This window comes from Xanthomonas sp. LMC-A-07, from assembly GCF_030208825.1.
Classification (GTDB): domain Bacteria; phylum Pseudomonadota; class Gammaproteobacteria; order Xanthomonadales; family Xanthomonadaceae; genus Xanthomonas; species Xanthomonas campestris.
Genome location: NZ_JARVTF010000013.1, coordinates 1 through 21,123, shown reverse-complemented (window position 1 = coordinate 21,123; position 21,123 = coordinate 1). Strand labels below are relative to the sequence as shown.

Below are 21,123 nucleotides of genomic sequence, written 5' to 3'. Positions count from 1 at the left end.
GCGCCCTTTCAGCACCCGGCCGGCAACGGCCCTCCACAGGACGGTGATATGGCAGACAACGTTGCGGGCAACGACCGACTGATCTGGATCGATCTGGAAATGACCGGCCTGGATACCGATCGCGATTCGATCATCGAGATCGCCACCATCGTGACCGATGCGCAGTTGAACGTGCTCGCCGAGGGGCCGGAACTGGCCATTGCCCATTCGCTGGAAACCCTGGAAGCGATGGACGAATGGAACCGCAACCAGCACCGCCGCTCCGGCCTGTGGCAACGCGTGCTTGACAGCCAGGTCACCCACGCGCAAGCCGAGGCGCAGACCGTGGCCTTCCTGGGCGAATGGATCCGCGCCGGCGCCTCGCCGATGTGCGGCAATTCGATCTGTCAGGACCGCCGTTTCCTGCACCGCCAGATGTCGCGCCTGGAGCGCTATTTCCACTACCGCAACCTGGACGTGTCCACCATCAAGGAACTGGCGCGGCGCTGGGCACCGGCAGTGGCCTCCGGGTTTGCCAAGAGTTCGGCGCATACGGCGCTCAGCGACGTACGCGACTCCATCGACGAGCTGCGGCACTACCGGCAATTCATGGGCACGCTGGGTGGCGATAACGGCGGCGGTGTGCAGAACTGAGGTTCCCAACCGGGAACACGGCTGCGAGGTTCCCGCATGCGTGCGGCTAGCGAATAGTTGTACCGCGTACCTGCAATCGCAGAAGCGAACTAACAGAAAGGGCCGCATCATCGATGCGGCCCTTTGCGTTTGACTCACTGCACCGCGTGCCCATGCAGGCTCAACGGGCCAGCGGCGGCCCCTTGGTCAGATCGCCATCGTCGGTGACGCCCTTGCGCAGCAAGTCGGCAATCGGCTTGCCATCGGCATCGTGGTGATACACGTGCAGGTCGCGCTGCGGGTAGGGGATGCTTAGTCCGTTTTCCAGCAACTGGTCGCGGATCTGCTCCAGCGTGGTGCTCTTGGCCGCGCCGAAATTGCCGTTGCTGGCGTAAGCAAACAGCATCAGATCCACCGTGCTTTCGCCCAGGTTGGTGACCTGAACGAACGGCGCCGGTGTGTCCAGGATGTTCGGGTTGTCCTTGGCAATCTGCAGCAGCAGTTGTTGCGCCTTCTTCAAATCGTCGCTGTAGCCGACGCCCACGGTGACTTCCAGGCGGCGGCTGGGCAGGGTGCTGTAATTGATGATGGGTGCGGTGGTGATGGTGCTGTTGGGCAGCGTGATCATGCGCTCGTCGAACGCCTTGATCCGGGTCTGGAAAATCCGGATCTCATCGACGATGCCTTCCTGGCCGGCAATCACCACGTGGTCGCCATCGCGCATCGGCCGCAGCACGATCAGCATGACGCCCGCAGCGATGTTGGACAGCGAGTCCTTCAATGCCAGACCCACTGCCAGACCGGCCGCGCCGAGCACCGCAATCAGCGAGGTCGGCGGCACGCCGATCTTGCTCAGTGCGCTCACGAACACCAGTACCAGCAACAACGCATAGGACACGTTGCGCAGGAAGTTGGCCAACGTGATTTCGACCCGTGCCCGCGTCAGTGCACGGTGCAGCCACTGGCTGAGTTGCTTGGCCAGCCACATGCCCACCACGAGGATGAGCAGTGCCAACCCGCAATTGAGCGCGTACTCCGCCCAATTGAGGTTGCTCCAGTCAAAGGCCGGCGACTTCGCTGCCGCCGGTTTTGCGGCGGCCGCTCCCGCAGCCGCCGCCAACACTCCACCCACCATTCCCATCAACCCTCGCTCTTGAGCTTGGCCAGGCGCAGCCAGGTATCGACCACGGTGTCAGGATTCAGCGACACCGACTCGATGCCTTCCTGCATCAACCACTCGGCCAGTTCCGGGTGATCCGACGGCCCCTGGCCGCAGATGCCCACGTACTTGCCCTTGGCCCGCGCCGACTTGATTGCCATTGACAGCAGCTTCTTCACCGCCGGGTTCCGCTCGTCGAACAGGTGCGCCACGATCGAGGAATCGCGGTCCAGACCCAGGGTGAGCTGGGTCAGGTCGTTGGAGCCGATCGAGAAGCCGTCGAAGATCTCCAGGAATTCATCGGCCAGCAGCGCATTGGACGGCAGCTCGCACATCATGATGATCTTCAGCCCGTTCTCGCCTTGCTTGAGCCCGTTCTGCTCCAGCACCTCGATCACCTTGCGGCCTTCCTCCAGCGTGCGCACGAACGGAATCATGACCCAGAGGTTGTCCAGGCCCATCTCGTTGCGCACCTTCAATACCGCCTTGCACTCCAGCGAGAACGCCTTGGTGAAGGACGGATCGACATAACGGCTGGCGCCGCGGAAGCCGATCATCGGGTTCTCTTCATGCGGCTCATAACGCGAGCCACCGATCAGGTTGGCGTACTCGTTGGACTTGAAGTCCGACAACCGCACGATCACCGTGTTCGGCGCCACCGACGCGGTCAGCGTCGCGATGCCCTCGGCCAGACGGTTGATGTAGAAGCTCACCGGGTCGCCGTAGCCGGCAATCTTGGCGTCGATCTTCTTGCGGACGTCGGCGTCCTGCTTGTCGTATTCCAGCAGTGCGTTGGGATGGATGCCGATGTGCGCGGCGATGATCATCTCCAGACGCGCCAGGCCGATACCGGCGTTGGGCAGCTGGCCGAAGTCGAATGCGCGCTCCGGGTTGGCCACGTTCATCATGATCTTGAGCGGGGCAGGCGGCATGTTGCCCAGGTCGGTGGTGGTGCGCTCGAACGGCAGCAGGCCTTCATAGATGAAGCCGGTGTCGCCCTCGGCGCAGCTCACAGTGACTTCCTGGCCGTCGCTGATCATGTCGGTCGCATTGCCCGAACCCACCACCGCCGGCACGCCCAGTTCACGCGCGATGATCGCCGCGTGGCAGGTGCGGCCGCCGCGGTTGGTGACGATGGCCGACGCACGCTTCATCACCGGCTCCCAATCGGGGTCGGTCATGTCGGCAATCAGCACGTCGCCGGCCTGCACGCGGTTCATGTCTTCCAGCGAGCGCACCACGCGTGCCACGCCGCTGCCGATCTTGGCGCCCACCGCACGGCCCTCGACCAGGATCTTGGCATCCTTGGCTTCCAGCGAGAAACGCTCGATCTGGGTGGCATGGCTGCGCGACTTCACCGTTTCCGGGCGCGCCTGCACGATGAACAGCTTGCCGCTCACGCCGTCCTTGGCCCACTCGATATCCATTGGGCGGCCGTAATGCTTTTCGATCACCAGCGCCTGCTTGGAGAGCTCCTGCACATCTTCGTCGCTGATCGAGAAAGTGTTGCGCAACTCCACCGGCGTGTCTTCGATGCGCACGCGTTCACCGGGCACATCCGAATACACCATGCGGATCGCCTTGCTGCCGAGCGAGCGGCGCAGGATTGCCGGCTTGCCCGCAGTGAGGGTGGGCTTGTAGACGTAGAACTCGTCCGGGTTGACCGCGCCTTGCACGACCATTTCGCCCAGGCCGAAGCTGGAGGTGACGAACACCACGTCGCGGAAGCCGGACTCGGTGTCCAGGGTGAACAACACACCGGACGAACCCACGCCGGAGCGCACCATCAACTGCACACCGGCCGACAGGAACACATCTTCGTGCTTGAAGCCGTGGTGCACGCGGTAGGCAATCGCGCGGTCGTTGTAGAGGCTGGCGAACACTTCCTTGACCTTGTGCACCACGTCGTCGGCGCCGGTCACATTGAGGAAGGTTTCCTGCTGGCCGGCGAACGAGGCATCGGGCAGGTCTTCGGCGGTTGCCGACGAGCGCACTGCCACGGCCACTTCGCCGCCGCCGTTCTCGGCGCAGAGTTTTTCGTAGGCGCTGCGGATGTCGCGGTCCAGCTCCGGCTGCAGCGGGGCGTCGATCACCCAGCCGCGGATTTCCTTGCCGGCGACCGTGAGCGCGGTGACGTCTTCAACGTCGAGCGTCTCCAGCTTGTCGAAAATGCGCTTGGACAGATCGTTGTGCGCGATGAAGTCCTTGAATGCTTCGGCAGTGGTCGCATATCCACCGGGAACCGAAACACCCAACCCGGCCAGGTTGCCGATCATCTCGCCGAGCGAGGAATTTTTACCGCCTACGCGGGCCAGATCGACCAGGCGTAGCTCATGCAACCACAGGATATTCTCGTTCAAGCGCGATGCTCCGTATGGCCATCGCCCGAGCGGGCTGAATGGCCGCGACCGTAGGAAGAAGCCGCTATGATGCAGTGCACAGCGGAGCCTGCACAAGCATGAACCCGTAAGTTTTGGACGCTAGTTCAAAGAGGTGGAGTCGATGTCAACAATCCGGCCGGTGTTTTACGTGTCCGATGGAACCGGTATCACCGCTGAAACGATTGGGCATAGCCTGCTCACGCAGTTCAGCGGGTTCAACTTTGTCACCGACCGTATGTCGTTCATCGATGATGCAGACAAAGCGCGCGATGCAGCACTGCGTGTGCGCGCGGCAGGCGAGCGTTACCAGGTGCGGCCGGTGGTGGTGAATTCGTGCGTGGATCCACAGTTGAGCATGATCCTGGCCGAGAGCGGCGCGTTGATGCTGGATGTGTTCGCCCCCTTCATTGAACCGCTGGAGCGCGAGCTCAACGCGCCGCGTCATTCGCGTGTGGGTCGCGCGCATGGCATGGTCGACTTCGAGACCTATCACCGCCGCATCAATGCGATGAACTTCGCACTCAGTCATGACGATGGCATCGCGCTCAATTACGACGAAGCCGATGTGATCCTGGTGGCGGTGTCGCGCGCGGGCAAGACGCCCACCTGCATCTACCTGGCCTTGCATTACGGCATCCGCGCCGCCAACTATCCGTTGACCGAAGAAGACCTCGAAAGCGAACGCTTGCCGCCGCGGCTACGCAACTACCGCAGCAAGTTGTTCGGGCTGACCATCGACCCGGAGCGTTTGCAACAGATTCGCCAGGAGCGGCGTGCCAATTCGCGCTACAGCGCAGCGGAGACGTGCCGCCGCGAGGTGGCCACAGCCGAGCGCATGTTCCAGATGGAACGGATTCCAACCCTCAGCACTACCAACACCTCGATCGAGGAAATCTCCAGCAAGGTGCTGTCCACGCTCGGCCTGCAGCGCGAGATGTTCTAGGAGCGGGGATTGGTGCGGCGGGATTCGCGATTGGTGAAGCGGGCAGGCCGCCACTGTCTGCCTTGTGCAGCAGTGCGACTTGGTATGGCCGGTCGGCATCCGGTGACGTATTGAAGCGGGCGGGGCAGTGCTCCGCCAAGAGTGGCCCGGCCTTTTGCCGCCGTCAATGCTGCCCGTGCGGCAGCCCAGCGTGTAGGATCGATGCATGGCGCAAGCACTGAGTAAACTCGAACGCATCCCCAAGTTGAGCCGGTTCGGCTGGCTGATGGGGCTGTATGCGGAAAACTTCCAGCACCTCACCCGGCTGTTCGCGCCGGCCGACCTCGCTCCGGGTTCGTATGTGTCCTCGATCGGCGACGGCCTGGACCTGCGGCTGGACGTGATTGAATGCCACCGCTACACGGTGGAATTGCGGTTGACCTACGACCTGTGTGACCCGGTCACCGGCGAGCCGGACCCGTCCGCCTACGTGCGCTTGTATCGGGACGCGCGCCAGGCCGAAACCACGCATTGCTACGTCGGCCGCCGCTGGCAGGACACCATGGGCATGTTCCCGCCGCCTGCCGAGCTCATCAGCCACCGCATGCGCATGAATACGTTCCTGGGCAAGTGGCTGGATTATCTGGCCGAGCGCGGCCATGGCGTGGCCACGCTGCGCCTGGACACTGACTACGTCGCGCCGCCGCGCGCCAACGCGCAGCCCGCCATCAGCTGATCGCTGCGCGGCGCGCAGCTTCGGTCATACTGATGTGCTTCGTGTCTGATCGTTCGCCATGCCGCATACCCCGATTGTCGCCACGCTCGGCTACCTGCTGTCGCCGGATGGCACCCAGGTACTGATGATCCATCGCAACGCCCGTCCCGGGGATCATCACCTGGGCAAGTACAACGGGCTCGGCGGCAAACTGGAAGCCGATGAAGATGTGTTGGCCTGCATGCGCCGCGAAATCCGCGAGGAAGCCGGTGTGGAATGCGGCCAGATGCAGCTGCGCGGCACCATCAGCTGGCCGGGCTTCGGCAAGCAAGGCGAGGATTGGCTGGGATTCGTGTTCCTGATCCACAGCTTCGACGGCATGCCGCAGACCTCCAACCCCGAAGGCACCCTGGAATGGGTCCCCATTGCGCAGATGGACCAGGTGCCGATGTGGGAGGGCGACCGCAACTTCCTGCCGCTGGTATTCGATGGCGACCCGCGTCCTTTCCATGGCGTGATGCCGTATCGGGACGGGCGCATGCAGTCGTGGTCGTATTCGCGCGTGTGAGGGCGGCGCCCGGTCTGCGGCGCAAGCAGGCAATGTCGGTGGCTGGGCTTAGCCGTCACTGACGGCCGAACTGTGAAGCCTACCGCACCGGCTTTGCCAACTTTTCCACATCCCCTGTGGATGAAAACTGCGCAAGTCTGTGGACAACCGTGTTCAGGCCTTGCCCCATCTGGCTGTCAAGAGCCCTGGTGAAAATTTCGCCACCGCTTCATTGCGCGGTCCAGCCACCGTCGATGGCGATGGCCTGGCCGGTGAGATTGCGCGCCGCGCGCGACATCAGGAAGGCCACGGTGCCGGCCAGTTCGTCGTATTCGATGAAGGCGCCTTTGGGCATCGGCTTGAGCATCACCTCGCGAATCACCGCGTCTTCGGCAATGCCACGCGTGCGTGCCTGGTCGGCGATCTGCCGCTCCACCAGTGGCGTGCGCACGTAGCTGGGGCACAGCGTGTTGGCGGTGATGTCGCAGTCGGCGGTTTCCAGCGCGAGCACCTTGGAGAGCCCGATCAGCCCGTGCTTGGCGGCCACGTAGGCGCTCTTGTAAGGGCTGGCCACCAGCGAATGGATGCTGCCGATGTTGACGATGCGCCCGTAGCCGCCCGCACGCATGCCCGGTAGCACCGCGCGGCTGAGACGTGCGGCACCGGTCAGCATCACGTCCACCAGCAGCGCCCAGCGCTGCATCGGGAACTCCTCCAGCGGCGCAACGTGCTGCAGGCCGGCGTTGTTGACCAACACCTCGGGCGCGCGCGAGGCGGCCGCCAGTGCCTGGGCAATGCTGTGCTCGTCGGTGACGTCCAGTGCCAGGGCCTCGGCCGATCCGCCTGCCGCGCGCACCTGCTGGGTGGTCTGCTCGGCCGCGGCCAAGTCGGCGTCGCTCACCAGCAGGTGGTGGCCGTCGGCGGCTAGAACGGTGGCCAGGCCGGCGCCGATGCCGCTGCCGGCACCGGTGATCAGGATGCTGCGCATCGGGTGTCCTCGTGGAATGCGGCACTGAAACGGTGCCAGTGGCCGCCAGGGTAGCCGAGCACGTTGAAACGGTCGCCTGCGCGTCGCGCGCGCGTTACCCTTTGCGCCTCGATGCCCTCAGGTTCCGCATGAAACGCCATTTTTCGATGCTGCGCGACTTTCAACTCGCAGACTGGTTCACGCTGGCAAATGCCTTTTGCGGCACCGGGACGGTGTTTGCGGCCATGCGGTTTCTGCAGGAAGGCCACCGCGGCGACCTGTTACTGGGCATGGCGCTGATTCCGCTGGCCTTCGTCTTCGATGCGCTGGACGGCCACGTGGCGCGCTGGCGCAAGGCGTCCTCGACGCTGGGCCGCGAGCTGGATTCGTTGGCCGACGTGATTTCGTTCGGCGTGGCGCCAGCCGCGCTCGGCTATGCCTGCGGCATGCGCGGCGGCTGGGACTGGCTGGTGCTCAGCTATTTCGTCTGCTGCGGCGTGAGCCGGCTGGCGCGCTACAACGTGACCGCCGAAGAGATCGCCGGCGAGGCCGACAAGGTGCCGTACTTCGAAGGCACACCAATCCCCACCAGCCTGGTGCTGGTGATCCTGCTGGCGGTGTCGGCCAGCACCGGGCATATCGGCCAGACGTTGTGGTGGGGGCAATGGCAGCTCGGCCCGTGGCAATTCCACCCGCTGGTGCTGCTGTTCGCGGTGTCCGGCTCGCTGATGATCAGCAAGACGCTGCGCATCCCCAAGCCCTGACCGGTGCGGCGGAACACACGCGGTAGGATGGCTGGGTAGACCAGCCACGGGAGTGGACGATGACAACCAGCGGTTCGGACAACGGCAACTTCGAAGACAAGGCGCGCCAATACTGGAGCGCCTGGGGAGATGCCATGCGCCACGGCCAGTCCGCTTCCGCCGCGCAACCGCCGCCGGGCCCGGCTGGCGAGACGCCGCAGGACTGGCGCAAGGCGGTCGACTGGTGGTCGCAGGTGTTGCCCACGCAGGCCGCGCCGCAGGCGCAGGATGCGATCAACCGCTTCCGCACCCAGGCCGGCGATTGGTACGGCACCATGCAGCAGGTGGCCGCGCAGTTCGCCGGGCGCGATACCTCTGCCAGCGCGGTCTCCGACGCCTGGCGGCACGCCGTGCAAGGGCAGGGCGAGCAACTGATGCAATGGACGTTGGGCTCGCTGCGTGGCGGCAGCAAGGGCGGCTTCGATCCGTGGTTGCAGGAAGCCGCGCAGGCGTTGCAGCGCTGGCGCGAAGACAATGCCGCCTGGCTGGAGATGCCGGCCTTCGGCCTCAATCGCAATCATCAATCGCGCTGGCAGACCTTGGCCCGCGCGCAGCAGGATTACCAGGCGCAGTCGCAGGCCTATGCCGAGCAGCTCAAGGCTGCGATCGACCAGGCGTTTGCGCGCTTCGAACGCAAGTTGAGCGAACACGAAACCAGTGGCAGCCAGCTGACCAGCGCGCGCGCCTTGTTCGATCTGTGGATCGAAGCGGCTGAAGAATCGTATGCGGACGTGGCGCTGTCGGATCAGTTCCGCGAGGTCTACGGCGGCTTTGCCAACGCACACATGCGGCTGCGCGCGGCCCTGCAACAGGAAGTGGAACAGGTGAGCGAGCGCTTCGGCATGCCAACCCGTTCCGAGATGGATGCCGCGCACCGGCGTATTGCCGAGCTGGAGCGGGCAGTGCGTCGCATGCTGCGTGGCGCGCCCACTGCGCAAGCCAAGCCGGCTGCGGCGTCCGCGCCCCAGCCTGATGCGGGCCCGGCGCCCGCGGCTGCTACCAGCGCACCGCCACGTGCGGCGGCCAAGCCAACAACCCCGCCTGAGGCCGCGCCAGCCAAGCGCGCCACGCGCAAGGCAGCAGCTGCGCCAGAGACATCCAGACCGAAGGCATCCACCACGCCGCCGGCTGCAAAGAAGGCCACCAAGACCACCAAGGCACCGGCGCCCGGGCCGCGCGGAGGCAAGTCATGAAGGGCCCGTTGGGATTCAGTGCCGAGGACCTGATGCAGGAGACCTTGTCGATGCAGCGCAAGCTGCGCGAAGGGCTCAAGCTGCTGCCCGGCGTGGAAGACGTGGATTACGGCGTCACCGAACGGCAGGAAGTCTGGCGCGACGGCAAGGTGGTGCTGTACCGGTTCGTCGGCGATGCCGCGCCGGTGGCACGTACGCCGTTGCTGATCGTCTATGCGCTGGTCAACCGCCCGTACATGGTGGACCTGCAGGCCGATCGCTCGCTGGTCAAGGGCCTGCTCGGTCACGGCCAGGACGTCTATGTACTGGATTGGGGGTATCCGGACCGCTCAGAACGCTATCTCACGCTGGAAGACTATCTACTGCGCTACATCGATGGCGCGGTGGACCATCTGCGTGCGGCGTCGGGTCTGGAGGCGGTGGACGTGCTCGGCATCTGCCAGGGCGGCACGTTTGCGTTGTGTTACGCCGCGCTGGAGCGCGCCAAGATCCGCAATCTCATCACCATGGTCACGCCGGTGGATTTCCACACCCCCGACAACATGCTCTCCAACTGGGCGCGCATGGTCGATGTGGATCTGTTCGTCGACACCATGGGCAATGTGCCTGCGGATCTGATGAATGCCAGTTACCTGATGCTCAAGCCGTTCCGGCTCAACCTGCAAAAGTACGTGGGGCTGCTCGACATCCTCGACGACAAGCAGGCGCTGGAGGACTTCCTGCGCATGGAAAAATGGATCTTCGATTCGCCCGACCTGGCCGGCGAAGCGTTCCGCGAATTCGTTACCCAGTTCTACCAGCGCAACGGCCTGGTCACCGGCGATGTGCGTATTGGCGGGCAGGCGGTGGATCTGCACGCTGTCGACATGCCGGTGCTCAACATCTATGCCGAGCACGATCACTTGGTGCCGCCCGATGCCTCGCGCGCCCTGCGTGGGTTGGTGGGCAGCGAGGATTACACCGAGCTGAGCTTTCGCGGTGGGCACATCGGCATCTACGTCTCCGGCCGTGCGCAGCGCGAGGTGCCGGTGGCGATCCATCGCTGGCTGCAGGCACGTGGCGGCAACGGCTGACGCAGTGAATGCAACGGGGTAGGCTGCGCCACGCACGCGTGCCCTCACGATCCGCTGTAGCTGGCCTGCCTACACTGTGAGACACGTTCCAGGAGGCTGCTCATGTCTACCACCACTGCACTGTCCCGTTCCCTCAATGACCGCATGATCGCCGGCGTCGTAGGCGGCATTGCGCGCCGCTTCGGCTGGAGCTCGACCCTGCTGCGCATCCTGTTCGTGATCGTGTCGATCGCCTCGGCTGCATTTCCCGGCATCCTGGTTTACCTGATCCTGTGGCTGCTGATCCCGAATCAGGCCGACTGAGCCGCGTCCCGCGCTGGCTGGGCGCGCTGCAGGTGCTGGGCGTGCTGTGGACGTTGCCGAACACGCTCATCGGGCTGGCGATCGGTGCGTTCGGCACCTGTTTTGGCGCGCGGCCGAGCTGGTCAGCCACTGAGCGCGCAGTGATCTTCCATGCCTGGCCATGGGGGCCGGGCGGGGCGATGACGCTGGGCAACGTCATCTTGTTAAAGGGCGCATCGTTGGAGTTGCAATGCGCCACCTATGCGCATGCCGCCGGTCGCTGCGTGCACCCAGCAGTGCGGCTCGGCGATCACGAGCGTGCGCACGTGTATCAATACATGCTGCTCGGCCCGCTGTTTCTTCCGGTGTATCTGTTGTGCGGCGGCATCCACGTGCGCAACCCGCTGGAGCGCGCCGCAGATGCCTACGCAATGCACGGCCACGGTTGGTGGCCGTGGTGGTCTCAGCCCAGTCGCGAAAAGCCGAACAAGTCCGACAACGGGTGAGCGCGGGCTTCCAGTTGCGCACGTAGCAGGCCGGCGCCGATCGCGCTGTAGGTGATGCCGTTGCCGCCATACGCCATGGCAAAGGCCACACGTGGGCCGTGCTCGGAATGCGTGCCGAAGAACGGCAGCCCATCGGCGGTTTCGGCAAACGTGCCGCCCCAGGCGAACACCGGCCGCAGCCGCACGTCCGGCATCACCTTGGCGATCTTCTTCAGCAGCGTGTCCATCTTGCTGAGCACGCGTGCATCGCGACGCGCGGGAATATCAATGTTGTCGTCTTCGCCGCCGGCCACCACGCGGCCATCGGCGGTGGTGCGCACGTACAGGTAGGGGCGCGCGGTCTCCCACATCATGGTGTGCTTGAGCGCGCCTACGTCGGTGTCGTGCAGCGGGTCGGTGACGAAAGCGTAACTACTGCGGTTGCGTGCCACCCGCTGCGACAGCCACTGCTGGTTGCCATAGCCGGCCGCCATGATCACGTGCCGCGCGCGCACGCTGACCCCGTCCTGGGTGCGCAGATCGACATGCTGGTCATGCGCCTGGAGGGTGGCGATGGGGCTGCGGTCGTAGATGCGGCCGCCGTACTGCTCGCATTCTGCGAACAACCGGTAACACAGGCGGTAGGGGTCCACGCTGGCGGCGAGCCGGCTGAGAATGGCGCCTTCCGAACGCACGCCGTAGTCGTGCCACAGCGCGTCACCGGCGATCCACTCCACCGGCAGCGCATGTGTCTTGCGTGCGTCCAGTTCGCGCTTCAGATCCTTGAGATCCCGCGCACGGCTGGCGTAGTACAGGCTGTCCTGGCGCGTGAAGTCGCAGCCGCCCAAGCCATCGCAAAGCTCCTGCAGATCCAGGATCGCTTTTGCGCACGCACCATAGGCCAGCGTGGCGGCGGGCATACCGTATTGCGCCGCCAGATCCACCATCGGCGTGTCGATCTCGTATTGCAGCAACGCAGTGCTGGCCGAGGTGCTGCCCCAGCCGATCTCACGTTGTTCGATCACCACCACCTCATGGCCGTGACGCAGCAGCTCGTGCGCGATCAATGCCCCGGTCACACCGCCGCCAATGATTGCCACCTCGCACTGGGTGTCCTGCTCCAGGCGCGGATAGGGACGCATCAATCCGTTGCGGATCGACCAGAACGGATAACCACTTTTGAGGTTCATGCGGTGTCGGTGAGCGGGCGGAACTGGATTGGACGATCAAGCGGGGTGAAGCGGCCGTGACGCATGCAGCCGCCATCGCGCGGTCACCAAATCGCAAACAGCCGGCGTTAACGTGCGTGGAAAAGCTCCTCACGGCGTGCTCGCTATGCTCGCGCCGTCAACGCAGCAACAGCAGCAGAAGAAGGTGAGGGTATGTCGATTGTCCTGTACGTCGGTGGCAGCAAGGATGGCGATAAAGGTGTGGTGCCGTACGGCTTCAGCAAGTCGCGCACCATGACCGAGGCCGGTCCGGAGGTATATGTGGAGCGCATGGTGCCGCTCAAGGACGTGGGCAAGATCCGCGTCATGGCGCTGGAATCGCTGCACGAAAGCATTCTGGTCGAGCGCGCCGCCACCCATTACGCACGCCGCGTCAGCTGAGCGCGTCGGCATAGGTTTACGGTGGCCCTGTCAACGGGTTTCCGCGGCGCCCCGGCACTGCGAAAATGCATTTTTGACAGTGAAGCGGTTCCAACCGCGCCGCCATGCACGACACCCAGCTTGCCCAGCAGATCGCCCGCACCATCGCCGATGAGATCGGTGCCCAACCCGCCCAGGCGCGCGCCGCCATTGCCCTTCTCGATGAAGGCGCCAGCGTTCCGTTCATCGCGCGCTACCGCAAGGAAGTCACCGGCGGTCTGGACGATACCCAGCTGCGCAACCTCGAAACGCGCCTAACTTATCTGCGCGAACTGGAAGACCGCCGCGCCGCGATCCTGTCCAGCATCGGCGAGCAGGGCAAACTCAGCGACGAACTGCGTAGCGAAATCGTCGCTGCCGACACCAAGTCGCGCCTGGAAGACCTGTATCTGCCGTACAAGCCCAAGCGCCGCACGCGTGCGCAGATTGCGCGCGAGGCCGGGCTGGAGCCGCTGGCCGACACCTTGCTGGCCGACCCCACCCAGGCGCCGGACACCACCGCAGCGGCCTACGTGGATGCCGACAAGGGCGTGGCCGACGTCAAGGCCGCACTGGAAGGCGCCCGCGCGATCCTGATGGAGCGCTGGGGCGAAGACGCCGCACTGGTCGGCGAACTGCGCGGCTGGTTGAACGACAACGGCGTGATCCGTGCGCGTGTGGCTGAGGGCAAGGAAGAGGCCGGTGCCAAGTACCGCGACTACTTCGACCACGCCGAATCGCTGGCCAGGATTCCCTCGCATCGCCTGCTGGCCTTGTTCCGGGCACGCCGCGAAGAATTTCTGTACCTGGATCTGGACCCGGGCACCGATGCCGACGCCGGTCATCAGTACGCCGAAGGCCGCGTGGCGCGCAACGCCGGCATTGCCGATCAGGGCCGCCCGGCCGACCGCTGGTTGCTCGATGCCTGCCGGCTCACCTGGCGCGCCAAGCTGCACATGCACCTGCTGCTGGACCTGTTCAACCAGGCGCGCGAAAAGGCCGAGGCCGAGGCGATTGCGGTGTTCGGCGACAACCTCAAGGACCTGATGCTGGCGGCGCCCGCCGGCCCGCGCGTGGTGCTGGGCCTGGACCCGGGCATCCGCACGGGCTGCAAGATCGCCGTGGTCGATGCCACCGGCAAGCTGGTAGCCACCGAGACGATCTACCCGCACGAACCCAAGCGGCAGTGGGACCAGTCTTTGCAGACGCTCAAGAAGCTGTGCTTGCAGCACAACGTGGAGCTGATCGCGATCGGCAACGGTACTGCCAGCCGCGAGACCGACAAGCTTGCCGGCGAGGCAATCGCCTTGTGCGACGGCGCCAAGCTGCAGAAGATCGTGGTCAGCGAAGCCGGCGCATCGGTGTATTCGGCGTCCGAATTCGCGGCCAAGGAATTCCCGAACCTGGACGTCTCGCTGCGCGGTGCGGTGTCGATCGCGCGGCGCCTGCAGGACCCGTTGGCCGAGTTGGTCAAGATCGAGCCGAAGGCAATCGGCGTGGGCCAGTACCAGCATGACGTGGACCAATATCGCCTGGCCAAGGCGCTGGACGCACGCGTGGAAGACTGCGTCAACGCGGTGGGCGTGTACGTCAATACCGCCTCGGCGGCTTTGCTGTCGCGCGTGTCGGGCCTGTCCAGCACGGTGGCGGAAAACATCGTGCGGCATCGCGACGACAACGGCCCGTTCAAGCGCCGCAAGGACCTGCTCAAGGTCCCGCGCCTGGGCGACAAGACCTTCGAACAATGCGCCGGCTTCCTGCGCATTGCCGACGGCGATGAGCCGCTGGATGTGTCGGCGGTGCACCCGGAGGCCTACCCGGTGGTGGAGCGCATCGTCAGCAGCACCGGCAAGCCCATCAAGGCCTTGCTGGGCGACGGCAGCTTCCTGCGCGCGCTCAAGCCGGAGCAGTTCACCGACGAACAATTCGGTGTGCCCACCGTGCGCGACATCCTCAAGGAAATGGAAAAGCCCGGCCGCGACCCGCGCCCGGAATTCAAGGCGGCGCAGTTCGCCGAGGGCATCGAGGACATCAAGCACCTCAAGCCCGGCATGATCCTGGAAGGTGTGGTCAGCAACGTCGCGGCCTTTGGCGCGTTCGTCGACATCGGCGTGCACCAGGACGGCCTGGTCCACATCTCGGCGCTGTCGGACACCTTCGTCAAGGACCCGCGCGACGTGGTCAAGGCCGGCGACATCGTCAAGGTCAAGGTGCTGGAAGTGGACGTGGCGCGTAAACGCATTGCGCTGACCCGGCGGTTGTCGGATACGCCGCCACCGGCCGACGCGGCCGCGCAGTCACGCGACACACGTGGCGCGGGGCAGGGCAGGCGCGATGGAGGCGGTGGCGGCGGGCGTGGCCCGGCAGCCGGCACTGCCAAGCCGCGGACCAGCGCGCCGCCCGCCAACAACGCACTGGCCGACGCCTTCGCGCGCGCCAAACGCAGCTGATCACAGCGCACTCTGGCCCGCGCCAGGGTGCGTTGTTCAGGCGGATGGGTCGGTGCGTACGGTCCCGGCTGGCTGCACCAGGCGTTCGATCAGGTCGATCAAGCCCGGTGGCTCCACCGGCTTGCCCATGTGCGCGTCGAAGCCAGCCACGATGGCGCGGTCGCGGTCCTCTTCGCGCACGTAGGCGGTGAGGGCAATCGCGCGGATGTGCCGCGGCAGTTCCGGCCGGCCCGAGCGCACGCTGCGGATCAGGTCGTAGCCATCGCGCAGCGGCATGGCGATATCGCTCACCAGCACGTCGTAATGCGCCGCGGCCAGGTGCGCTTCCGCTGCATCCACCGAGCCGGCGGCCTGCACCTGCGCGCCGGCCAGCATCAGGAAATGCATCACCGCCTCGCGTGAGTCCTGGTCGTCGTCCACCAGCAGCAGGCGCACGCCATCGAGCCGGCCATGTGCGGCGGTGGGCAGCGGGCCGGTGTGGGCGGGCTCTGGTGCGGGACGCTGGTCGCTGACGCCGTGGTGGAACGGCAGCACCACGGTAAACGTCGCGCCATGACCTTCGCCGGCGCTGGAGGCGCCCAGGCTGCCGCCGTGCAGATCGATCAGCTGGCGCGAAATCGACAGTCCCAGCCCCAATCCGCCCACGCGGCGGGTGGTGCCGGCATCGGCCTGACGGAAGCGGTCGAACACATGCGGCAGGAAGTCGGCGGCGATGCCGATCCCGGTGTCGCGTACGCACAGGCGCAGGCGCTGCTCTTCCACCTCCAGGCTCACGCGCACATCGCCATCGGGTGCGGTGAACTTGAGCGCGTTGCTGATCAGGTTGGTCAGCACCTGCTGGAGGCGCCCGGCATCGCCGAAGAACCACAGGCTGCCTTGCAGCGGCGCATCCAGTTCCAGCCGGATCTGACGCGCCTGTGCGGTGGGCTGCATCAATTCCACGGTGCTGCGCGCCAGCCCGGCGATGTCGAAGTGTTCGGGCTGCAGGCGGATCTTGCCGGACAGGATCGCACTCATATCCAGCAGGTCGTCGATGATCTGCGTTTGCGCGCGCGCACTGCGCTCGATCACTACCAGCCCCTTGCCCAGCTTGGCCGGCTCGAAGGCATCGGCCTGCATCAAGCGCGACCATCCCAGGATCGCATTGAGCGGCGTGCGCAGTTCGTGGCTGAGCGTGGCCAGGAATTCATCCTTGACCCGGCTGGCGTGTTCGGCCTGATTGCGTGCAGCGGTTTCAGCCTGCAGCGAGGCCTTGAGTTTGGCATCCACGCGCGTGCGCTCGATCACGATGCCGGCCAGGTGCGAGGCCGAGCGTGCCATGGCCTGTTCGCGCAGCGAGGCCAGATGCGGTTGCGCGTAATAGATGTTGAGCGTGCCCAACACGGCGCCATTGCTGCCCAGAATCGGCGTGACGCAGCAGGCGGCAATCCCCATCGCCGCCGAGAGTGCGCGGTGGTCTTCAAAGCGCGGATCGTTGGCGATGTCCTCGCAGATCACCTGCAGGCCGCTATGGGCCGAGCGCGCGCACGGCGGGCCAGTGGGCCCGATCGGCGCATTCTCGAAGTCACCGCTGTAATCGCGCGGCAGATGCGGGGCCGCCGCGAACTGCAGGGTCTGATGCTCCTCATCCAGCACCATCACTGCGCAATACAGCGGTGTTTCGCCGCGCGCTTCCACGCTCAGCGCGATGGCATCGAGCACCACCGTCAATGGCGCACCGGTCGTGATCAGGCTCAGGATCGCGCGGTCCGATGCGGTGGCATCTTCGATCCGCTTGCGGTCGGAAATATCGGTCAGCGAACCGATGTGGCCCAGGAAGCGCCCGTCGCTGCCGAAGTGCGGCGACGCGGTGTCGATACACCAGCGGTACTGCCCATCGTGGCGGCGGATGCGGTATTCGGCGATGAACGCGCCGCGTGCATCGAGCGCCTGCTCGAAGGCATGCCGTACACGCGCCGCATCATCGGGATGCATCGCATTCCACCAGCCCTGGTCCAGGGCCTGTTCCTCGCCCTGGCCGGTGAACTCATACCATTGCGGGTTCCAGTAGACGCAGTTGCCGTCCACGTCCGCCATCCAGATCATCGCCGGCACCGTCTCGCACAATGCGCGGAAGCGCGCCTCGCTTTCGCGCAGCTTGTGCTCGAACCCGCGGCGGTCGTGGATATCGGTGTAGGTGCCGATCCACTCGCTGATGCGTCCATGTTCGTCGCGGACGGGCAGGGCACGCGCCAGGTGCCAGCGGGTCTGCCCATCGTGGCGGCGCAGCTCACATTCGATCTCGTAGGCGCGCTCGCCATTGAGCGCCAGCGCCCACGCCTGGCCGGACATGCGCAAGCCTGCGGCCGAATGTGCCTGCTGCCACGCGGCGCTGGCCTCCGTGTCTGGATTCAGGCCGGTGTATTCGTACCAGCGTTGATTGAAATAGTCCGGCTGGCCTGCCGGATCGGCGATGAAGATGATCTGCGGCACCGTGTCGGCCAGCCGCCGCAGCCGCGCCTCGCTGGCCGCCAACTGGCGCTGCGCCTTGGCCCGCTGCATCGATTCCCAGCACCGTGCCACCACCAGCCGCACCAGTTCGATGTCGGTGGAGGCCCACTGCCGCGGTGCACGTTGATGCACGCCGATTGCCGCGACCAGTTGGCCATGCTTGTGCAACGGAATCGCCAGCGACGCGCGCAGGCCGGAATGCCGGTATTGCTCGACCACGTAGTCCGGCGCGCCGGGGGCCATCGCGTCGGTGGTGAACCAGGGGCGGTTTTCCAGCAGCGCATCGCGCAGCCCGTGCGCGGCTTCCAACGGAAAATCTCCCTTGAGACTGGGCATGTCCTGCACGTAGTCGCTGATCACGTGCATCACACTGTGGTCCTCCGCCGCCAGGCCGAATGCGCAGCGGTTGACCCGCAGATGCTCGCCGAGCAGGCGCACGCTGGTGTCCACAATCGCGCGCGGGTCGGAGACATGCTGCAGGGCATCTTCCAGTCGCAATAGAAAGCTGTCGTGGCTGCGTTCGTCTGTGGGCGACGGCAGAGCCAGGGTTGTTGCCGCAAGCGTATTGCCGTGCCACTGCGACGGCTGTCCGTGCGGATGGGCAGCGATATACAGCTGGCCCAACGGCCTGCCGCTTTCGAGCACCGGGCTGCACGACCATGCCGATGGCTCAGGAGGCTGCTGTCTGTCTGTCGCTCCCGCCAGCCCCAGGCGTTGGGCGGCAACTGCAGCGAGCGGCTGGCCGAACACGTGCGGATGCAGCGCACCGAGGAGCGGGATGCAGGCATCGTTGTACAGGCAGTGCGAGGCCTCGCCACACACCAGCACCATCGGCACCCGCGCATGCAGGCAAAGCGAAAGCGCGGTCGACAGCGCAGGACTTTCGCTCAGCAGGGCGAGGACGCTTTCGTCCGCATGCGGCAATAGCGCCACGGTTTCGCGATGCTCTGGCAGCAACTCAACAACGGCCGGCGCGGCGATGGTCATGGTGCATCCCACCTGTCAGCCCTGGATGCAGTGATTCTAGTGACAACGTCGCCGCTGACAACGCGTCAGCTGCTGGCACCGCTGCGCTGGCGCGCCTTGGCCAGGGCATCGACGAGCTCGTCGGACATGTACGGCTTGGTGAGAATGACCCCGCGTTCAAACCCGTGCGGGATGCTGGCACTGGCCACGCCGGTGGCCAGCACAAAGGGAATGCCGCGTTCGGTGAGCCGCCGCGCAACCGGTTCGCTGGTCTGGCCGTTGCCCAGGCGATAGTCCAGCACGGCGGTATCCGGCGCATCGGCCTCGATCAGCTGCAGCGCGTCGTCGACCTCACCCACGGGCCCGACCACTGCCGCACCCGCCTGGATCAGCTGCATTTCGAGCAGCATGGCATTCATGTCATCGTTTTCGACCACGAGTACCCGAACTCCACGCAACGCCGACATTGCTTACTCCTTCACGGTAGCCGGTGAGTATATCGGCCCAGGCTGAGCGCCGCGTTGCTGACGCTGCTTGCAGATGAATTCGTCAGGCAATTCCTGACACTGTTCGTTTCGTTGACAACTCGCTATACTGCGCGGCCACGCCGAAGTGGCGGAATCGGTAGACGCAGCGGACTCAAAATCCGCCGCCCTTAAAAGCGTGTGGGTTCGAGTCCCACCTTCGGCACCAAGTTCTTGCGGTACATCTAAAAGCCCGCCTGGAGTCATCCAGGCGGGCTTTTACGTTTCCGCTGTGCGCCGGGTCCGCTTTGCGGCCGGGTGCAGGCGGGCTGCTGCGATATGTGGGGATGCATTGCCATGGATGCTCAGTGCCCGCACATCGGAGTTGCCGTCGCACGTTGGCTGTCTGAGTTGTTTGGCGAGCAAGAGTGTTCGCACAGGCACGCAGCCATCACGCCTAGTCCGTACCTTTGAGGCCTCCCTCAAGATCAGGTGCCCATCATGGCGATCGACTCAGAACAGAAGCTGCGCATTCTTCGCGACATCCACGCCACCACGCCGGTGAGCGAAGAAGAGGCCGATTGGGCGGTACGCGCTGGCTATGCGACTCATGCGGAAGACGCAGATATCGATCTGACGCACGAGGGGCGCAAGGCGCTTGACGACGGGCAGGTCTGACGCGATGACGACGAGCGGCTGGCGTGGCACGCGGCGCCACTCCTGGCGCCTGGTTGCGACAGTCGATTCGTTGGCCGCAGAAGCGGGGCTACTGGTTTTAAGCAGCCCAGGGCGCAGGCGCGCAGCCAACGTTTAAATCGGGGTGCGTGCAGTCGCGAGCCCGGAAACCTGGAGCACAGTTCGGGTGCGCGCCACGCGCCGCCCGGCGCGGTCAGCGCATCCGCAATGCTCAACGTCGCCCAACAAAAAAGCCCCGCAGTGCGGAGCTTCTTGTCGTTGGCGTCCCCACGGGGATTCGAACCCCGGTGTCCACCGTGAAAGGGTGGTGTCCTAGGCCTCTAGACGATGGGGACGCATAAACGAACAACCCGGTTGTCAGCTTGCGGACGGCCTATTGTCCGAAAGTTGGTGGAGCCAGGCGGGATCGAACCGCCGACCTCCTGCATGCCATGCAGGCGCTCTCCCAGCTGAGCTATGGCCCCACGATGCTGCGAGCCGGTAATGATAGCGGTCTGAAACCGGATTGGGAAGAGGCGCGGATACATTTTTTTTCATGCGCTAACGCGCCAGCGTTCTGATCGGCCTACGCGCTGTGTCGTGTCGGGCACTGGTGCGGCGCTTCCCTTTGTCGCTGATCTCGTCAGCAAGCGACGCGCGTCAGGTGTGTACTGCTTTGCTCATCGGGTTAGCCAGGCATGCTGCGATGCGCAGCTGATCTCGAAACTTTTCCTGTCTAGTTTTTCGTTTCGCGGAACTGCAGTCGTTAGTGGCGAACTAGTGAGTGCGTTGCAGGTTGCAGTCACAAGGGTGCACATCATGCCCGAACGCTAGTGCAAAGCGGGGAAAGGCAATTTCGTGCGCTGCGTCCAAGTGCTGTTCTCGTCGCTGCGTCGCTGCAGCGGTGACAAGCGAGGTGACGTGTGCAGCAGCGTGCATATCGTCTGCTCTGCTTGAAAGGCGAGGGCGCACGCAAATGCGCAGGTGGTGAAGTCTTACTCCGGCGCGGCGCGGCTCGGCTCGGCGCGTCGTGGTCGCAGCGCCAGGTCATGCACACGCAATCGGAATCACGCACTTCGACCGATCTTGCAACTCCGGCCAGCTTCGAAGACGCTTCAACACGCAATCGCACAACGCGTGTCGCCAGTGAGGCATCACCAAACTGCTCTGGCACATCTGGCAAAAATTGCACGCAAGAAAAAAGCCCCGGCAATGCCGAGGCTTTTTGATGATTGGCGTCCCCACGGGGATTCGAACCCCGGTGTCCACCGTGAAAGGGTGGTGTCCTAGGCCTCTAGACGATGGGGACGC

Annotated in this window: 18 protein-coding genes and 4 tRNA genes; 13 read left to right on the top strand and 9 right to left on the bottom strand. The window is 64.9% G+C overall.

What is annotated here, in order from left to right; all coding sequences use genetic code 11:
• The first annotated feature begins 48 nt into the window (after positions 1-48).
• Positions 49-633, top strand: coding sequence for an oligoribonuclease (gene orn / locus QRM89_RS14045; RefSeq protein ID WP_012438217.1), 585 nt, complete (start codon positions 49-51; stop codon positions 631-633).
• Positions 634-793: 160 nt separating this feature from the next.
• Here the strand turns inward: orn and QRM89_RS14040 are convergent, their stop codons facing one another.
• Both QRM89_RS14040 and ppsA read right to left on the bottom strand, forming a co-directional pair.
• Positions 794-1,753 (bottom strand): mechanosensitive ion channel domain-containing protein, encoded by a 960-nt coding sequence (locus QRM89_RS14040; RefSeq protein ID WP_285448293.1) that lies wholly within the window; start codon positions 1,751-1,753, stop codon positions 794-796.
• Positions 1,753-4,131, bottom strand: a complete 2,379-nt coding sequence (gene ppsA / locus QRM89_RS14035) for a phosphoenolpyruvate synthase (RefSeq protein WP_285445769.1) — start codon at positions 4,129-4,131, stop codon at positions 1,753-1,755. Before ppsA ends, QRM89_RS14040 begins: the two co-directional genes overlap by 1 nt.
• 142 nt (positions 4,132-4,273) lie before the next feature.
• Here ppsA and QRM89_RS14030 point away from each other — a divergent pair, with 142 nt between their 5' ends.
• From QRM89_RS14030 to QRM89_RS14020, 3 genes are all read left to right on the top strand, one after another.
• Positions 4,274-5,095, top strand: a complete 822-nt coding sequence (locus QRM89_RS14030; RefSeq protein WP_011269676.1) for a pyruvate, water dikinase regulatory protein — start codon at positions 4,274-4,276, stop codon at positions 5,093-5,095.
• A gap of 205 nt (positions 5,096-5,300) precedes the next feature.
• Positions 5,301-5,810: a DUF1249 domain-containing protein gene (locus QRM89_RS14025; RefSeq protein WP_014507870.1), complete on the top strand. Its 510-nt coding sequence runs from the start codon at positions 5,301-5,303 to the stop codon at positions 5,808-5,810.
• Between the two features lie 58 nt (positions 5,811-5,868).
• Positions 5,869-6,357 (top strand): 8-oxo-dGTP diphosphatase, encoded by a 489-nt coding sequence (locus QRM89_RS14020; RefSeq protein ID WP_285448292.1) that lies wholly within the window; start codon positions 5,869-5,871, stop codon positions 6,355-6,357.
• Between the two features lie 208 nt (positions 6,358-6,565).
• On the opposite strand, the gene QRM89_RS14015 is transcribed toward QRM89_RS14020, so the two are convergent.
• Positions 6,566-7,324 carry a 3-hydroxybutyrate dehydrogenase gene (locus QRM89_RS14015; protein ID WP_042599225.1) on the bottom strand — a complete coding sequence of 253 codons (759 nt, stop codon included), beginning with the start codon at positions 7,322-7,324 and terminating at the stop codon, positions 6,566-6,568.
• A 128-nt stretch (positions 7,325-7,452) separates the two neighbouring features.
• Between QRM89_RS14015 and QRM89_RS14010 the strand changes: the two genes are divergently transcribed.
• The 5 genes from QRM89_RS14010 to QRM89_RS13990 all read left to right on the top strand — a co-directional run bounded on the left by QRM89_RS14010 (position 7,453) and on the right by QRM89_RS13990 (position 11,160).
• Entirely contained in the window at positions 7,453-8,067 is a 615-nt protein-coding gene (locus tag QRM89_RS14010) for a CDP-alcohol phosphatidyltransferase family protein (protein ID WP_285448291.1), read from the top strand.
• 59 nt (positions 8,068-8,126) lie between these two features.
• A complete protein-coding gene (phaE, locus tag QRM89_RS14005) occupies positions 8,127-9,299 on the top strand; it encodes a class III poly(R)-hydroxyalkanoic acid synthase subunit PhaE (RefSeq protein ID WP_285448290.1) in 1,173 nt (390 codons plus the stop codon).
• Positions 9,296-10,372 carry a class III poly(R)-hydroxyalkanoic acid synthase subunit PhaC gene (locus QRM89_RS14000; RefSeq protein WP_011037305.1) on the top strand — a complete coding sequence of 359 codons (1,077 nt, stop codon included), beginning with the start codon at positions 9,296-9,298 and terminating at the stop codon, positions 10,370-10,372. The genes phaE and QRM89_RS14000 overlap by 4 nt, the downstream gene beginning before the upstream one ends.
• 102 nt (positions 10,373-10,474) lie before the next feature.
• Positions 10,475-10,675 (top strand): PspC domain-containing protein, encoded by a 201-nt coding sequence (locus QRM89_RS13995; RefSeq protein ID WP_011037304.1) that lies wholly within the window; start codon positions 10,475-10,477, stop codon positions 10,673-10,675.
• Positions 10,645-11,160, top strand: coding sequence for a hypothetical protein (locus QRM89_RS13990; RefSeq protein ID WP_285448289.1), 516 nt, complete (start codon positions 10,645-10,647; stop codon positions 11,158-11,160). Before QRM89_RS13995 ends, QRM89_RS13990 begins: the two co-directional genes overlap by 31 nt.
• Here QRM89_RS13990 and QRM89_RS13985 read toward each other — a convergent pair.
• The gene (locus QRM89_RS13985; RefSeq protein WP_285448288.1) at positions 11,118-12,329 is read right to left on the bottom strand and encodes an FAD-dependent oxidoreductase; all 1,212 of its coding nucleotides are present in this window, start codon (positions 12,327-12,329) and stop codon (positions 11,118-11,120) included. The genes QRM89_RS13990 and QRM89_RS13985 overlap by 43 nt on opposite strands.
• Positions 12,330-12,521: 192 nt before the next feature.
• On the opposite strand from QRM89_RS13985, the gene QRM89_RS13980 reads away from it, so the two are divergent.
• Together QRM89_RS13980 and QRM89_RS13975 are read left to right on the top strand one after the other, a co-directional pair.
• Positions 12,522-12,749 (top strand): hypothetical protein, encoded by a 228-nt coding sequence (locus QRM89_RS13980; RefSeq protein WP_042599220.1) that lies wholly within the window; start codon positions 12,522-12,524, stop codon positions 12,747-12,749.
• A 104-nt stretch (positions 12,750-12,853) separates the two neighbouring features.
• On the top strand, positions 12,854-15,217 hold the full coding sequence (locus QRM89_RS13975) for a Tex family protein (RefSeq protein ID WP_285448287.1): 2,364 nt from the start codon (positions 12,854-12,856) through the stop codon (positions 15,215-15,217).
• Between the two features lie 36 nt (positions 15,218-15,253).
• Here the strand turns inward: QRM89_RS13975 and QRM89_RS13970 are convergent, their stop codons facing one another.
• Together QRM89_RS13970 and QRM89_RS13965 are read right to left on the bottom strand one after the other, a co-directional pair.
• Positions 15,254-18,694 (bottom strand): PAS domain S-box protein, encoded by a 3,441-nt coding sequence (locus tag QRM89_RS13970; protein ID WP_285448286.1) that lies wholly within the window; start codon positions 18,692-18,694, stop codon positions 15,254-15,256.
• 65 nt (positions 18,695-18,759) lie between these two features.
• Positions 18,760-19,140 carry a response regulator gene (locus tag QRM89_RS13965; protein ID WP_029216977.1) on the bottom strand — a complete coding sequence of 127 codons (381 nt, stop codon included), beginning with the start codon at positions 19,138-19,140 and terminating at the stop codon, positions 18,760-18,762.
• Between the two features lie 139 nt (positions 19,141-19,279).
• Here QRM89_RS13965 and QRM89_RS13960 point away from each other — a divergent pair.
• Positions 19,280-19,366, top strand: a tRNA-Leu gene (locus tag QRM89_RS13960).
• Between the two features lie 272 nt (positions 19,367-19,638).
• Positions 19,639-19,815 (top strand): hypothetical protein, encoded by a 177-nt coding sequence (locus QRM89_RS13955; protein ID WP_011037297.1) that lies wholly within the window; start codon positions 19,639-19,641, stop codon positions 19,813-19,815.
• A gap of 277 nt (positions 19,816-20,092) precedes the next feature.
• On the opposite strand, the gene QRM89_RS13950 is transcribed toward QRM89_RS13955, so the two are convergent.
• From QRM89_RS13950 to QRM89_RS13940, 3 genes are all read right to left on the bottom strand, one after another.
• Positions 20,093-20,168: transfer RNA gene (locus tag QRM89_RS13950), tRNA-Glu, on the bottom strand.
• Positions 20,169-20,221: 53 nt separating this feature from the next.
• Positions 20,222-20,297, bottom strand: a tRNA-Ala gene (locus QRM89_RS13945).
• Between the two features lie 748 nt (positions 20,298-21,045).
• Positions 21,046-21,121, bottom strand: a tRNA-Glu gene (locus QRM89_RS13940).
• Positions 21,122-21,123 lie beyond the last annotated feature (2 nt).